At 41.8% G+C, this 16189-nt stretch carries 14 protein-coding genes; 10 read left to right on the top strand and 4 right to left on the bottom strand.

Features of this window, described 5'->3' with window-relative positions; all coding sequences use genetic code 11:
- Window positions 1-339: 339 nt before the first annotated feature.
- Complete coding sequence (gene trxA / locus L2672_RS13620; protein WP_248996387.1) at window positions 340-666, top strand: thioredoxin TrxA; 327 nt, start codon at window positions 340-342, stop codon at window positions 664-666.
- A gap of 214 nt (window positions 667-880) precedes the next feature.
- Complete coding sequence (gene rho / locus L2672_RS13615) at window positions 881-2146, top strand: transcription termination factor Rho (protein WP_248996386.1); 1266 nt, start codon at window positions 881-883, stop codon at window positions 2144-2146.
- Between the two features lie 1079 nt (window positions 2147-3225).
- On the opposite strand, the gene L2672_RS13610 is transcribed toward rho, so the two are convergent.
- From L2672_RS13610 to L2672_RS13600, 3 genes are read right to left on the bottom strand one after another with little or no spacing between them, the layout of a single operon-like run.
- Window positions 3226-3975, bottom strand: a complete 750-nt coding sequence (locus L2672_RS13610; RefSeq protein ID WP_248996385.1) for a fumarate reductase iron-sulfur subunit — start codon at window positions 3973-3975, stop codon at window positions 3226-3228.
- Window positions 3975-5963, bottom strand: a complete 1989-nt coding sequence (locus L2672_RS13605) for a fumarate reductase flavoprotein subunit (protein ID WP_248996384.1) — start codon at window positions 5961-5963, stop codon at window positions 3975-3977. Before L2672_RS13605 ends, L2672_RS13610 begins: the two co-directional genes overlap by 1 nt.
- A 9-nt stretch (window positions 5964-5972) precedes the next feature.
- Window positions 5973-6716: a fumarate reductase cytochrome b subunit gene (locus L2672_RS13600; protein WP_248996383.1), complete on the bottom strand. Its 744-nt coding sequence runs from the start codon at window positions 6714-6716 to the stop codon at window positions 5973-5975.
- Between the two features lie 342 nt (window positions 6717-7058).
- Here L2672_RS13600 and prmA point away from each other — a divergent pair, with 342 nt between their 5' ends.
- The 8 genes from prmA to L2672_RS13560 all read left to right on the top strand — a co-directional run bounded on the left by prmA (window position 7059) and on the right by L2672_RS13560 (window position 13044).
- Complete coding sequence (gene prmA, locus L2672_RS13595) at window positions 7059-7940, top strand: 50S ribosomal protein L11 methyltransferase (RefSeq protein WP_248996382.1); 882 nt, start codon at window positions 7059-7061, stop codon at window positions 7938-7940.
- A gap of 297 nt (window positions 7941-8237) precedes the next feature.
- Window positions 8238-9200 (top strand): tRNA dihydrouridine synthase DusB, encoded by a 963-nt coding sequence (gene dusB / locus L2672_RS13590; RefSeq protein ID WP_248996381.1) that lies wholly within the window; start codon window positions 8238-8240, stop codon window positions 9198-9200.
- Window positions 9201-9223: 23 nt separating this feature from the next.
- Window positions 9224-9529 carry a DNA-binding transcriptional regulator Fis gene (gene fis, locus L2672_RS13585; RefSeq protein ID WP_011494902.1) on the top strand — a complete coding sequence of 102 codons (306 nt, stop codon included), beginning with the start codon at window positions 9224-9226 and terminating at the stop codon, window positions 9527-9529.
- A 165-nt stretch (window positions 9530-9694) separates the two neighbouring features.
- Window positions 9695-10534: a hypothetical protein gene (locus L2672_RS13580; RefSeq protein ID WP_248996380.1), complete on the top strand. Its 840-nt coding sequence runs from the start codon at window positions 9695-9697 to the stop codon at window positions 10532-10534.
- A gap of 115 nt (window positions 10535-10649) precedes the next feature.
- Complete coding sequence (locus tag L2672_RS13575; RefSeq protein ID WP_248996379.1) at window positions 10650-10874, top strand: helix-turn-helix transcriptional regulator; 225 nt, start codon at window positions 10650-10652, stop codon at window positions 10872-10874.
- Window positions 10874-11080 (top strand): helix-turn-helix transcriptional regulator, encoded by a 207-nt coding sequence (locus L2672_RS13570; RefSeq protein ID WP_248996378.1) that lies wholly within the window; start codon window positions 10874-10876, stop codon window positions 11078-11080. The genes L2672_RS13575 and L2672_RS13570 overlap by 1 nt, the downstream gene beginning before the upstream one ends.
- Window positions 11081-11289: 209 nt before the next feature.
- Entirely contained in the window at window positions 11290-12147 is an 858-nt protein-coding gene (locus L2672_RS13565; RefSeq protein ID WP_248996377.1) for a YagK/YfjJ domain-containing protein, read from the top strand.
- 243 nt (window positions 12148-12390) lie between these two features.
- Window positions 12391-13044 (top strand): HGGxSTG domain-containing protein, encoded by a 654-nt coding sequence (locus L2672_RS13560; protein WP_248996376.1) that lies wholly within the window; start codon window positions 12391-12393, stop codon window positions 13042-13044.
- Between the two features lie 96 nt (window positions 13045-13140).
- On the opposite strand, the gene L2672_RS13555 is transcribed toward L2672_RS13560, so the two are convergent.
- Complete coding sequence (locus tag L2672_RS13555; protein ID WP_248996375.1) at window positions 13141-16158, bottom strand: UvrD-helicase domain-containing protein; 3018 nt, start codon at window positions 16156-16158, stop codon at window positions 13141-13143.
- Window positions 16159-16189 lie beyond the last annotated feature (31 nt).

The following is a 16189-nucleotide window of genomic DNA, read 5'->3' as shown; positions in this document are numbered from 1 at the left end:
GGCACCAGCATACTAGTAAGGGTTGCAAAAAAAGATACGATCGTTTGAAATAGCTTCATTAATTATCCGTTCCTATAATATAGGCAAATTTCAGAGCACCTCACTGCTTAATTATTTTTAATAATTGTAAATAAATTTCAATAATTTACTTAAAATAATTAAGCACTGAGAAGCTCTAAGACAGTTTTTTCAGTTATTTCAAACTGAAAATGCCCTGCGTATAATGGCAAATATTAATTTGCGGATAATTACACGGTCACTTGAAAAGCTTTTCAACTAACCCAATATACATGGTAAGCCATTAATAAACTAGCAATGGAACCAAATCTGGAGAACAACATGAGCGATAAAATAGTATACCTAAGCGACGACAGCTTCGAAAACGACGTCTTAAAGTCTGACATTCCTGTATTAGTCGATTTCTGGGCTGAGTGGTGTGGTCCTTGTAAAATGATTGCCCCAATTTTAGATGACGTTGCGCAAGAGTATGCTGGCAAGGTAACTGTAGCGAAATTGAATGTTGACCAAAACAACATTTCTCCAGCGAAATACGGTGTTCGTGGTATCCCTACGCTATTAATGTTTAAAGCGGGTGAGTTAGTGGCAACTAAAGTTGGCGCATTATCAAAAACTCAGCTTAAAGAATTTATTGACGCACAAATTTAATTTTAAGCGCCAATGAAATGAGAAATGGCACAAGTTTTAAACAATTTGTGCCATTTTCCATCTAAATTTCTGGACGTCCGCATCAGATAGTGTTAACTTTATTCGCAGATTTTTTCAATTAAACCTCTTCTCGTTTATCAATCATTATTTATGTACAAAACCCTTGCTGATTGATTGCGGTAAGCATTTGTTGCGTAAAACAAGACTCCCACACATGAATTTAACAGAATTAAAAAACACGTCTATATCAGATCTCGTTTCTCTTGCTGAAAGCATGAAACTTGACAACATGGCACGTACTCGAAAGCAAGATATCATTTTCTCAATTTTAAAAGCTCACGCAAAAAGCGGAGAAGATATCTTTGGTGGTGGCGTATTAGAAATCCTTCAAGATGGATTTGGATTCTTACGTAGCTCTGATGGTTCTTACCTTGCTGGACCTGATGATATTTATGTATCACCAAGTCAAATTCGTCGCTTTAACATGCGCACCGGTGACACCATTTTTGGTAAAATCCGCCCACCAAAAGAAGGCGAAAGATATTTTGCCTTATTAAAAGTTGCTGAAGTTAACTTTGATAAGCCAGAAAGCTCACGTAACAAAATTCTGTTTGAAAACTTAACTCCATTACATGCAGAAGAACGTTTACGCATGGAACGAGGTAACGGTTCTACTGAAGATATCACTTCACGTATTTTGGATTTATGCTCGCCAATTGGTAAAGGTCAACGTGGTTTGATTGTTGCACCGCCAAAAGCCGGTAAAACCTTATTACTGCAAAACATGGCGCAAAGTATTACCTACAACAACCCAGAAGTGGTGTTAATGGTATTGCTTATTGACGAACGTCCTGAAGAAGTGACCGAAATGCAACGCATGGTAAAAGGTGAAGTTATTGCTTCAACCTTCGACGAGCCTGCTAGCCGTCACGTACAAGTTGCTGAAATGGTAATTGAAAAAGCCAAGCGTTTAGTTGAACACAAGAAAGACGTGGTCATTTTACTTGACTCGATCACCCGTCTAGCTCGTGCTTATAACACGGTAATTCCTTCATCAGGTAAAGTGTTAACCGGTGGTGTTGATGCTAACGCATTACATCGTCCAAAGCGTTTCTTTGGTGCTGCACGTAACATTGAACACGGTGGCAGCTTAACCATTATTGCTACTGCATTGGTTGAAACTGGCTCTAAGATGGATGAAGTAATTTACGAAGAATTTAAAGGTACAGGTAACCAAGAGTTACACCTTTCTCGTAAAGCTGCTGAAAAACGTGTATTCCCAGCGATCGACTTTAATCGCTCTGGTACTCGTCGTGAAGAAAAGCTTACTACTCCGGATGAACTTCAGAAAATGTGGATTTTACGTAAAATCCTTAACCCAATGGATGAAGTGTCAGGTATGGAATTCCTTATCGATAAATTGGCTATGACCAAAACTAACGATGAGTTCTTCACTGCAATGAAACGCGCTAAATCATAATCTTTAATTTTGATTAGTTAGTTGAAAAATGCCGCTATTATTAGCGGCATTTTTGTATCTGAACCTTTATCACGTTTATTTATAGCAACGAATTGAACAAAGTAGATTCCGGCCCACAAACATTACCGGAATGACGGATAAAATAAAGCAGATTCCGGCCTACAAACATTACTGGAATGACATTAATTAGCGTATTGCCGGAACAATGAATGAAGGTACTCGACCGTCATCCTCGAGATCTTTTATCGAGGATCTGCTGTTTTCGCTGTTGAATGCAGATTCCGGCCCACAAGCATTACCGGAATGACGGATAAAATAATGCTGCTTCCGGCCTACAAACATTACTGGAATGACATTAATTAGCGTATTGCCGGAACAACGAATGAAGGGACTCGACCGTCATCCTCGAGATCTGTTATCGAGGATCTGTGTTTTCGCTGTTGAATGCAGTTTCCGGCCCACAAGCATTACCGGAATGACGGATAAAATAAAGCAGATTCCGGCCTACAAACATTACTGGAATGACATTAATTAGCGTATTGCCGGAACAACGAATGAAGGTACTCAACCGTCATCCTCGAGATCTGTTATCGAGGATCTGCCGTTTTCGTTATTGAATGCAGATTCCGGCCCACAAACATTGCCGGAATGACGGATAAAATAATGCAGATTCCGGATCAGAAGCATTACCGGAACGACGGATAAAATAATGTAGTTTCCGGCCCACAAACCATTGCCGGAATGGCATTAAATAGCGTATTGCCGAGATAACAGATGAAGGTTATCAACCGTCATCCTCGAGATCTTTTATCAAGGATCTGCCGTTTTCGGTGTTGAATGCAGATTCCGGCTCACAAGCATTACCGGAATGACGGATAAAATAAAGCAGTTTCCGACCCACAAGCATTGCCGGAATGACGGATAAAATAATGTAGTTTCCGGCCCGCAAACCATTGCCGGAATGGCATTAAATAGCGTATTGCCGAGATAACAGATGAAGGTACTCAACCGTCATCCTCGAGATCTGTTATCGAGGATCTGCCGTTTTCGTTATTAAATGCAGGTTCCAGCTCACATCATTAAATAATTCTGTTTGAGTCAGGAATTGTCTGTGCCATTTTTCGGCGTAAATAGGCTATTTGCTGCATATGCGGCAAATCTTTCGGGCATGTATCTTGGCAGCCAAGTAAGGTCATACAACCAAACACCCCATCTTGATTACCTATCACATGATAAAAATCATCAGCACTTCGTGCATCTCGGCTGTCCATTTCAAATCGCGCTATTTTCATCATCCCGACGGCACCAACAAAAGTGTCGCGCATTTGTTTGGTAGCACAAGCTGACACACAAACACCACACTCGACACAGCGCTCTAGTTCGTACAGCTTGGCAGCTTCTTCTGGATCCATTGGGGTTTCTAAACCATGAATATTCACCACATCTGCATTTGGTTGTAACCATAACTGCAAACGCTCAGCTAATTCACGCATAAATTTACCCGTATTAACTGACAAGTCGCCAATGAGTTCAAAACCAGGCAATGGCATTAAGGTAATTTTACCCTCAGGATAGTTGGCGGTCAGGGTTCGACAAGCCAGCGTTGGTTTACCGTTAATCACCATGGCACAACTGCCACAAATACCCGCTCGACACACAAAATCAAACTGTAATGAGGGGTCTTGTTGCTCACGTAACATATTAAGGGCAATAAACACGGTCATGCCAGGGGCTTCAGTGACTTCATAAGTCACCATTTTAGGGCTATCCTGTGGGTCTTGTGGATCAAACCGAAAAATGTCAAAGCGAATTGTTCTTGGCGAGTCCATTAGGCTTTATCTCCGCGAGTCACTAAAGTATCTGATAATCTTTCATTGTGTGGCCGTAAAGCTGCTGGCAATTCAAACGGCATTAAAGCGGCCTGCTTCACATGGCGGTCTACCTCGCCTAGTTGAGCAAGAATGTCATCTATTTGCTGTTGACGCTTTTCTGTATCAGGATGACTAATCGCATTATTGACCCCGTAGCCTCGATACCCTGGCGGTAATTCCATTTGCATCACATCTAACGCTTCATAGCTTAATGTTGGTAGTAGTGAATTTTCATCTGGCCAACTGGCAAGTGTACGGTTAAGCCAATCTTTGTCATTACGCTGGGGGTAATCTTCACGAGAGTGTGCCCCACGACTTTCGGTGCGGGCATTAGCGCCACAAGCCACGGTTAACGCAACTTTAAGCATACGCTTAACTCTTAATGCTTCTACTAACTCAGGGTTTGCATGTCGTTTTTTACAATTTAGGCCGATATTTTTGGCCCGTTCAAGTAATGCAGATAACTCGTCAACGGCTTGTTGAAGCTCTGCACCATTTCGAAATATCCCTACTCTGTCCATCATAATTTTTTGCATGGCAAGCTTCAGATCAAATGCATTCTCAGTGCCAGTACCTTCAATAAGTTGGTCTATTTCAGTTTTCAACGTTGCGCCAAATTGCTCAATTAACGCGGTATTAATGTCTAATGGATGTTGCTCACCATAATCTGCCACATACTTGCCAATAATCATCCCACCCACCACGGTTTCGGCTAACGAATTACCGCCTAAACGATTAAAGCCATGCATGTCCCAACAGGCGGCTTCACCTACACTAAATAAGCCTGCTAATTGCGGGCTTTCGCCTGTGTGGTTGGTGCGAATGCCTCCCATAGAGTAATGCTGTGTCGGCCTTACAGGGATCCAGTCTTTTGCTGGATCGATACCTAAGAAGTTTTCGCAAATCTCTTTTACTTCACGCAAATTCGTTTCAATATGCTTACGCCCTAGTAAGGTGATATCGAGCCATAAATGCGGCCCATAGGGGCTATCAACCCCCTTACCTTTGCGCATATGTTCGGTCATACGCCGTGAAACCACATCACGTGATGCGAGCTCTTTTTTCTCGGGCTCATAATCTGGCATAAAGCGATAACCGTCTTTATCACGCAGTAAACCACCGTCACCACGGCAACCTTCAGTCGTTAAGATGCCCACTGGCACAATGGCTGTAGGGTGAAATTGTACTGCCTCCATATTACCTAAGGTTGCCACACCGGTTTCTAACGCTAAGGCTTGGCCTATACCTTCACAAATAATCGCATTAGTAGACACTTCATAAATACGCCCATAACCACCGGTGGCTATAGTGGTTGATTTAGCAATATAAGCCCGTAATTCACCGGTAATTAAGCACCGCGCTATCACCCCATGGCAACGCTTGCCGTCATGGATAATTTTTAAAGCTTCCATACGTTCATGTACTGGAATACCTAATGAAATGGCTTTATTGTCAACAGCATAAAGTAGCGAATGCCCCGTTCCATCTGCGGTATAGCAAGTGCGCCATTTTTTCGTGCCACCAAAATCGCGGGCATTTATTAACCCGTGAGCTTCTTCCGCCTCTGTCAGGGTAACCTTTTCTGCATTAACAATAACTTGTCGGTCACCTTTAGTGACTCGAGTCCAGGGGACTCCCCAGTTTGCCAGTTCACGCACCGCCTTTGGCGCACAATGGGCAAACATCCGTGCCACGGTTTGGTCGCATCCCCAGTCAGAACCTTTTACAGTATCTTGAAAATGAACATCTTCATCATCGCCCAATCCTTTTACGGTATTTCCAAGGCTGGCTTGCATGCCACCTTGTGCGGCTGCCGAATGAGAACGTTTAGCGGGAATCAATGACAATACTAAGGCATCTAAGCCCCGTTCTTTTGATGCAATGGCGACTCTTAACCCAGCTAACCCTGCACCAATAACTAATGTGTCGGTATATATGATCTGCATAATTTATCCTTAATTCATCGGCACATAAGGGATGATGGGGAGTTCAAGGCTGCGGCCAATCACGATGTAAGCAATTAAGCTGGCAACGCCAATCACCAGTAGGTAAGCCACTATGATTTTAGCTAACTTTAATAATGCAAAACGTTGGCTTACTAAGCCCCATTTCACACACACGCGATACAAGCCAAATATGGCATGCACCACCACAGCAGGAAGCAGTAACACATAAAGCAACCACGCATTATCGTAGTAAACTCGCTCTGCAGATAAATGCGGGCCTATTGCGGGATCAAGCATCATAGTAAATAGGTGGACTGGCACCATAAAAAATAATCCAAAACCGGTGACCATTTGCCAAAACCAAATTTTAGTATCTTCGTGGGGTAGAAATTGCATTTGCTTGCGTAAAGCTTGCCACTGCCCCAATTGGGTGGGGAAGCGTCTAAGGGCGAACACCGCGTGGACTATCACCACCAGCAACATAAAGGCTGAAAATATTTGAGTTAACAAAGGGTAACCATGGCCTGATTCACTGAAAACGCCGCCCTCAAGAAACTGCACCACATGATAAAAGGCTTCTTTACCCAGTAAAATGCTCGACTCAAAATGCAAGTGCATCACAATGAATACACCTAGCATAATGCCAGACAAACTTTGCAATTTGTCTGCACGTGCCGCCCATATTGGATGAGAAAAGTCTTTAATAAAATGACCTTTGTTAGTGGAATTGTTGGGCAAAAAATTAGTTGCCATAAGCCAGCACGTCCTGTCGAAACTCATTAGGTGAAACCTACAATAACAAGACTTTTAAAACAGAATCAGTTATTGAAAAACAAACCGTGACATCGCTCACCCTTTATATGGTGGTAGTTAGAGAGGGATCACAAAAGTAAACAGAATGTAAATTCAAACATTATTCAATTAAGACCTTAAGCAAAACAGCCATTTATTATTTGGGACAATTGAAGACAATTTTTCGCCTTATAATCAACAAACACCTTGCAACTAATCTAGTGTGACTTTCGCACATGCAAAGCGTTTTGGGATATAATAGCGACCAATAACACGACACATATTGATTATTAGGAATTCCCAATGGCTTGGATCCAACTGCGCATTCACACTCATCGCGACAATGCAGAAATGTTAGGCGACTTATTAATGGACCAAGGGTCGGTTTCCATCACCTACGAAGATGGCCAAGATGAACCGATATTTGAACCTAAATTAGGTGAAACTCCGTTATGGCAAGATACCGTATTGATAGCCTTATTTGATGCTGGGACCGATTTAACCCCTACCATCGAGTTTTTAGAATCTATGCCATTTTTAGGCAAAGGTTTTACTCACAAAATTGAACAAGTAGAAGACAAAGACTGGGTACGTGAATGGATGGACAGTTTCCACCCTATTCAATTTGGTCAAAGATTATGGATTTGCCCAAGCTGGCGCGAAATTCCAGACCCTCAAGCCGTAAATGTTATTTTAGATCCGGGCTTAGCCTTTGGAACGGGGACTCACCCCACTACCGCCTTATGCTTAGAGTGGTTAGATAGCTTAGATTTAAGCCAACAAGAAGTTATCGACTTTGGCTGTGGTTCAGGCATCTTAGCTATTGCAGCGATCAAACTTGGCGCGAAAAAAGTCACTGGTGTTGATATTGACTATCAAGCCATTGACGCCTCAAAAGCCAACGCAGAGCGTAACGATGTTTCTGAGCAGCTGGCCTTATACTTACCCGAAGACCAACCCGAAAACCTACAGGCTGATGTGTTAGTTGCCAATATTCTTGCCGGCCCGCTAAAAGAGCTTGCTCCACTGATTGCTGAAAAAGTAAAAGTGGGCGGAAAATTAGCTTTATCTGGACTACTGCAAGAGCAAGCTCAAGAAGTATCTGACTTCTACAGTCAATGGTTTGATATGGACCCAGCTGCCCATAAAGAAGACTGGAGCCGCTTAACCGGCATCCGTAAGTAAACTGTTAGTTTGTAATAAACATTCTAAAATTCCCAAACTTGTAGGCCAAGTTTGGGAATTTTTTTACCTTTTTTCAATAAAAGTACAGCTGTAGCTACACTCGACTACCTTGCTGCAACACGCTTTGACACTCAAAAAATCCAAAAAATTGCCTTAAATCGACATAATTATGTCAATTAGTTGCCTGAGATCAAAAGTCAAGTAAAAAAGTTTTATTTAGGTCATTTATTGACCTTTTCAAGCCCGTAAAAAAGGGCTACTATAGCGCCCCTTTGAAGAGCAAGGTGAATAAAGCAAATGCAAATTGGCCCCTATCAACTGTCGAATCAGCTGATCGTGGCACCAATGGCAGGTGTCACCGATCAAGCCTTCCGCAACCTTTGTTTACGTTATGGCGCAGCCTTAGCAGTATCAGAAATGTTGTCGTCTAATCCTGAAGTTTGGGACTCAGACAAAAGCCGCGTGCGCATGGCGCATTCAGGTGAAGAAGGAATACGCTCAATACAAATAGCAGGTGCAGATCCTGATTTAATGGCTAATGCCGCTCAGTTCAATGTAGAACAAGGCGCACAAATCATTGATATCAATATGGGCTGCCCTGCAAAAAAGGTGAATAAGAAGCTTGCAGGCTCAGCGTTAATGCAAAATCCCGCACTAGTAAAAGAGATTTTACAAGCGGTAGTAGGCGCAGTAGACGTACCTGTAACCTTAAAAATTCGCACTGGGTGGGATCCTGATAATCGTAATGGTATCCACATAGCCCAAATTGCCCAAGATTGTGGCATTGCCTCGTTAGCCGTTCATGGCCGAACAAGACAATGCATGTACAAAGGTTTTGCCGAGTACGACACAATAAAAGCAATAAAACAGAATATCTCGATTCCTGTTGTCGCTAATGGCGATATCGACAGTCCCGAAAAAGCCAAATATGTGCTTGATTACACGGGCGCTGATGCAGTGATGATAGGAAGAGGTGCACAAGGAAGGCCCTGGATTTTTAAAGAAATTCAGCACTACTTGGAAACAGGTAAAAAGTTAGCGCCTATTGGGGTAGAAGAGCAACGCGATGTGATGCTTGAACACCTTGATAAACTTTACAACTTGTATGGCGAGTATAAAGGTGTCCGTTTTGCTAGAAAGCATATCGGATGGTACCTAAACCGAGAAGAACAGCGTCAATGGCGTGCAGAATTCAATCGGCTTGAAACCGCTGTCCAACAACATTCCTTTGTGGAATGTTATTTTAAAGAATTAGTGTAAAATTAATTAAAGAGCAGAATAGAATGTTTGATCAGACAACTAACACAGAAGTTCACCAGCTTACCGTAGGCAAAATCGAAACAGCAAACGGCACCATCAAGCCACAGTTATTACGCGACGCAGTTAAGCGCGCCGTGACCAACTTCTTCTCTCAGTTAGACGGTCAGGAAGCTTCAGAAGTGTATGAAATGGTGTTAAGTGAAGTTGAAGCACCTTTATTAGATATCATCATGCAGCACACTCGTGGCAACCAAACTCGCGCTGCAAACATGTTAGGTATCAACCGTGGTACTTTACGTAAGAAGTTAAAGAAATACGGCATGAACTAAGACTTAACGTCTAAGTGATTGTATAAAAACGGGCTTTCCAGCAATGGTAAGCCCGTTTTTGTTAGTTTGCTACACACGGTGCTACACACTTAAAAATATTAATAACTGAAATAGCTCTAACCAACTTACAAGTCAGTAGCTTCAAATAAGAGAAAGGGTTAAGTAATGACCATCATTCCACTCAAAGACAGAAAATCTCGTATCGATGATATAAGTAAAATGATATTGCCAGAAATGGCTCCTGAACAATTACGGCTATTAGGGGTATCAGTAAAAGATATAGCAGAGGGAAACTTACATGATGCATTTGCAAATAATGCAGCTGGAATTGAAGTTATCAAGCTTATACATCACAGATCTAACGCTATTAAACATAATCAAAATGACCTTTATGCAATACGTAGTAGACCTGAAGCACTATCGCAGCTAAACCTTGTTATTAATAACTGCGATATTTTTATGAAGCTTGGACAAAAGCTGCTTTCTGAATTGCCCCCAAATACTCCTATGAGTGAGTCAATTTACGAACTGATTGATAAACTCGTAACTACCAGCGTACAAATTGGTTATTCCGCTGGAAGTAATGATACTTGCGCGCTTTTGGATCGATATACTAATTCAGGTCATAAAGCGACAATCTCTACACCAAAAAACGCAGGGGATGCCAAAGCTAAAATAAGTTTGCAAGTTGGAGTTTTAGTCGCTGATATGGCCAAATATGTTTATCAACATAAAGACTTAAAAAGCGCGCCTAAAACCTTATTAGCAGAAGCTATTCAAACAAGATTATTAAGCTTTACAATGCAAGGGAATAATAAAAACATTCCAGCCCTTCAGCAATATGCCAATCGCTGTCCTGCATATAGTTCAATAAACAACTGGATCAAGCCTGTAGCTAAACCTAAAAACTCGAACAAATTGCCTAAACCAAGCTTAGATAAAGTTATTAATGAACTAACTGTCGCTTTTAAAGATCAAGCCATAAAAAGAACCCTCAGCCAATAATATTTATAAACAAACACTTACATACATTAAGTAGGTAGTCAGCTAAGCAGACTACCTACTTATTTCCCTTACTTTCATCAAAATCACTCTCGAACAAACTTAAACGGGAGTAACCATGACTACATCAAATCAAACATTACCAGACCGTATCGTTCGTGAGGCGGAACGCAAAGCTATCACTTCAATATCACGCACCACCGCATGGACGTTAGAGCGCAAGGGTCAATTCCCTAAACGCAGGCAACTTTATCCACAAAGCCCATCTGTAGGCTGGTTACTATCTGAGTTAACTGACTGGGTTGCATCACGCCAAACGGTTAATACGGGTGGAGAGTGCTAATGAAAAACCTAAACGATGACCATTTAGCCCTTTTCATTGACGCTAACCGACTGGTAAGAAAGCCTGAAATACAACGGTTACTCGGCGTTAGTCGCTCAACATTAGGGCGACGCATTAAAGCGGGTCAGTTCCCTAGCCCTTCATTACTTCAAAGTGGTCGTCCCTGTTGGCTATTTAAAGATATCCAAGCATGGCTACCCCATTGATACAATGGTATCCAAAGCAGGTTATATACCTGCTTTTGTCACACAACTGACACAGTTTGACCCACTTAATTAACTGCTACTTTCAACCCTAATCAAGCGCAAACCCAGCAATACTGGTTGAAACAAGTAAATTTATACCTGTCGTGACGGCGGATATTAAATAATATAACGACGCCGCGATTCAAAATTGCAAATTAATGAGAACTATCATGTCTTTCTGCATAACAAAACATAACTCAACATTAGTCGCCTACAAAAACCACGCATACAATGTTTACAAGCCGAAAAGTAAAACATTACTGCCAAGGTTAGTAACACAGGTTATTGCTAGTTGCGAAACCATGCTAAGCCATTACAGCAAAGTATTTTCAGTTAGGGTCGATTTACATCCCCAATGCTACTCTGCAGATAATAAAGAAATTTGTCAGTTCTTAACTCAGCAAGTTAAAAAGCTCAGTAAACGATATAACTGCAAAGTTAAATATCTTTGTGCACGTGAACAGCATCAGTCGAACATACAACATTACCATTTAGCCCTAATGCTTAGCGGTCATAAAATTCAGCATCCTAATAAAATACTTGAGCTGATCCAGATAGATTGGGAAAAATTAGGCGGTAAAGTCGCTCTAGTTGATAACCCATTCAATGTGATGCTACGTGGCAACAAAGCCTCTGTTAAACACACTATTTATCGGCTCACCTATCTAGCGAAGAAAGCGACCAAAGAGCTCAATGGCACGGCTCGATCTTTACTCAGTAATAAACTTCAGGCCTCAGCAGTATTTGATGACCAGCAAGATATATTGCTTGTGGACCCAAATATCACCTTCAGGTACAACAGCCGTATTCAAGCTTATAGGGCTGCGAACAAGCAAGCGTCGCCAAAGCCAATCATAAAAGCTAAAAATGCTTGGTTTATCACTCAGTCACATGCAGTGCAGCTACAACAATGTATTGCAGCTAGAACCACATCATTAACACACCTTAGTCCTAATGCGTATTGGGGGGTAACTAAACAACACAGCGATACCCACAGTGAATATCACTCACATCAGATTGATCACTGATCAATCTTAAAGACATAAGCACTCCATGAACCGAAAAGTGATCACTGCGACTAGGCGCAATGAATAAGAAGATGACCGATCACTAAACTTGGGGAAACACCCTGAAACAAATTTATCTGTGGGTTTATCTGTTATCGCCCTAAAAAGCCGAAGTCATCAATAAAAAAATACCAAACAAAGTCCATGAACCGAACAATGACCTAAAAGTGATCACTACGATAAGCAATAAAAATAAGAGTAATAATGGCTAAATTTAATCTTAAAGCTTTAACTTTATGTGGCGCTAAAACCCGCTCAGGAGAGCCCTGTAAACGATATGGTAATAAGACCAATGGCCGCTGTAAACTTCACGGTGGACGCTCTACAGGCGCTAAAACAAAGGAAGGTAAGTTAAAAGTAAGGCTCAATCCACTGCTTAACTCGTTTAGCTGGTTCGTAGATAATCATTTCGAGCTAAAAATCACTAAGGAAATAGCCAACAATGCAATGGCCGCATATATAAACCTAAAAGAGCTAAGTCACAGCAATCAAAAAACAGCTTACACAAACGCCATGACCATTGTTGAAGAATTTAGAGTAGAGTTAGAAACACTCAAATATTATATCGCTGAATATGAAGGTAGTGATGCCCTAGTATTAATTCAATCGGCTTTAGATCATTACTACAAAGATAAGGGCAGCGAACATCTGTATTTTCATGTTCACACACCTATGTACCCTGCACCTTTGTTTAATCAGAGCCTGCTAAGCAACGCCCAGCATAAGAAGCATATAGAATGGGATATTAAAACCTTAAGTAAGAAAGGTATGTTTTACTCAGGTCGATTTAAACAAAGCGACAATATGCGTGAACTGAAGAAGCGTATCAAAGATTTACAAACCATTGCGACTGAGTAAGCAAGACAATAAGCCTAAACTGCTACCCATTAACCCTCAACAATATTCCAATTAAACCGCTAGAAACTGGTCAGCTGTACTGAGGGCTTGTATCCGTCATTTTTTAGATTGTGCCAATAAACTCATAGCAACTTGCTTATTGATTTTATGACTACAGCTAACGGGAGCATCTCTTCTAAAGTTAATACAACCCCAAAACTCGCTATAAGGGCCTTTTCTCAGTTTCATATCACCACCACAAACACTGCAAACCGGCGCTGTATGGCCACAAGAATCATTAAGGCATACCTTAAAGCCGGTAAAACGTTTACGTGTCATTGGGCCACCGCAAAGCTCACACCCCTCCTCTTTGTGATCACACAAAGGGAAATGGGAGCATGAGAAGAACGATTTGAAGTTGCCAACTCTGGGTTTCAGCGTACCTGTAGTACAGCGCACACAACTTATGTCCTCAAAAATTTGTTGCACCAAAGAGGTGGTGAATTCATCTTGCTCGATGGCATAGTTTTCTTTAAGCAATTCGATCACAAATGGACTCACATCAGTCATATCAGCAAGCACGTATGCTCGGTGTTTTGCCCGAGTTAATGCCACGTAAAATAAGCGACGCTCTTCTGCAAATTCAAATGCCTCTGCCTTAGGTAAAAACGCATCAAGTATTGGGGGCGTGACTTTCATTGACGGGAAACCGTTTTTGCCCGTTTGCATCCCCATGACTACCACATAATCAGCCTCTTTACCTTTTGAGGCATGAAAAGACTGGCATTGAATAGTCAGCTTTGGATATCGTCTGTTTAACTGCTTTAGTTCAACGTTGTCGGGCAGTTGAAACCAGAAGCGCGCCAGCAGGTACACTACTGGCTGGGCTTTTGACTTAGTGCTAAGTTCATCCTCAACCTTTTCAACACGCTTGTTAATCGCATTTAAAGCCTGTTCAAGTGCATTGAGGCTTGGTTCATCTTGATTGGCAGGCTCTTGTGCGCCTCGTCGTATCAATGACACCGCAGGGTAATCAACTGTTGAATTGGAGCGAATGTCTTTTTTAAGCTGAACAGGGTTCTTGGTCACAAACTGTGTGGCGACATCCCCAATGCTATTGTTAAATCGGAATGTTTCATCCAAATACGTTTTAGCTGTCGGGCCGAAATATTCAGTAAACTGAGTGGTTAAACTAACATCTGCCCCGCTAAACCGATAAATTGCCTGCCAATCATCACCCACGCAAAACAATGATGCTTTGGGTTTGCCCCCAGGTAAGCAAGAGTCCCTTAACGCTTTGACTAGCCGAGCCCTAGGCTCTGAGATATCTTGAAATTCATCGACCATGATATAGCGCCATGGACTAAGAAATTGTCCTTGTTGGATATAGCCTAATGCTTTGCCTATCATGTCTTCAAAATCGATATCGCCAGAGGCTGACAATTGCTGTTGGTAACGACTTAATATGGGCTCTAATAACTCAAATGCCTTACGGGTCTGTTTCGCATCTGCGGCATTGCTAAACACCATTTCTAGCCCGTGACTATCGAGACAAGCTGATTTATACAAGCCAATAAGCTTACTAAATAACTTGGCTAACTCAGTAACACGACCAAGCTCATTCAGTGTCGCTAATATGGCTTCATCGGGTAGCGGTGATTCTTTGATCTCTAACGTTTTGATCTGGTCTTCTAGCTGCTTTATAAGCAGACCTTTTTTATGCTGGTGGTAGAAAAGCTCAAGGCAAACTGTGTCGTGCTCGTTATGCAATTGGCGTTTCCACTCCATCGACTCCAAATATTGCTGGTTATCGATATAAGGGGCTGTACGATCATCTTCATCAATGCCGTAATACTCGATATAAACACCGTAGTCAGGTAAATAAAAGTCTGGTTGATATTGACTAAAATCAACCGTGCTTACCTCGTGCTCATACTTAGCTTCATATTTGTATTCAATGCCATGACTGAATAGCCAGTTTGCAATGTATAGCTCGCCAAAGCTTTTTACCCGCTCCCCTTTTAGGGTGCGAATATCATTGTCTGTAAGGTACTGAAAATAATCTCCCAAAGAGTCGAAATCAAACTGGCTTTTTTCAACGTAATAGTATTGGCTAAAATACTCAAACAGCTGCTTACGATAGGCTTGATCTTCAATCAATGTTTCAAGCGTGCTTTGCACCCAGCTATCTTTCGCTTTTTCATCCTCAGCCCAAAGAGACAGACTAGGGGCCTTACCCTCAACTTCCGCAATAATTCTTAAACCTAAACTGTGAAAGGTGCTAGCTTTAATGTCATCGGTGTTAAGTTTGTTTTTAATGCGCTCATCCATTTCATCAGCGGCTTTTCTGCCATAGGCAAGCAGTAATATTTCATCAGCTTGTGCCTGACCACTTTTAATTAAATAGCCTGCACGGCCCACCATAACGCTGGTTTTACCCGTACCCGCCCCTGCTAACAGTAGGTTGTTATTATCATCAACCACACAGGCTCGTCGCTGCATATCAGTTAGCGGTTTAGATTCAACATGCTTAAAAAAGTCAGCATACTTGGATAGCTGAGATTGAATATAGCGTTCACGCAGCTTCTCAATATCTGCCTGATCCCAGCTATGTATTTGCTTTAATTTGGCTAACGCTGTTTTTATATCGTTAGCCAAGGGCATATTTTCACACCAAGGGAACCAACGTTGGTATTCGCGCTGCACTCTGGCTTGCACCATTTCTATACGTGATTGGCGTGGATAGACGCTGGTGGTTATCTGCTCAACTTTAGCCACCAGCTCACACACCCGTAGCCCATTCAGCCTCGCCCACAATTGTTTCGTCTTTACGCCAAACTGAAAATGCGAAAAATAACTTAAATAAGGGATCTGATAAGCGGTGCCAGATACGTTAAAACTAATTATAAAACCCAATGAGCTAAGCTTAAAAGTCGGTGGTGAATCTAGCTCTTCCCACTTAAAGCTCAATTCGTTGTTAGTGCTATTTATGGCGGGGTGTTCTGTTGTAAACCGCCCCTTGCAACGGTAAAAAGTAATACCACTGTTGGTCAGTTTCCCCGCATCAGGCTTGCCCCTATAGAAATGACCAAACCAACTGTGTTTAATGCTTTGATTAGACTGTTGTGATGACAATATTTAACCTACTACTATCCGATGGCTTGGG

The organism is Shewanella gaetbuli, from assembly GCF_023284065.1.
Lineage (GTDB): Bacteria > Pseudomonadota > Gammaproteobacteria > Enterobacterales > Shewanellaceae > Shewanella > Shewanella gaetbuli.
Note: the sequence above shows the minus strand (reverse complement) of the source record. Positions and strands in the feature narration are given on the sequence as shown.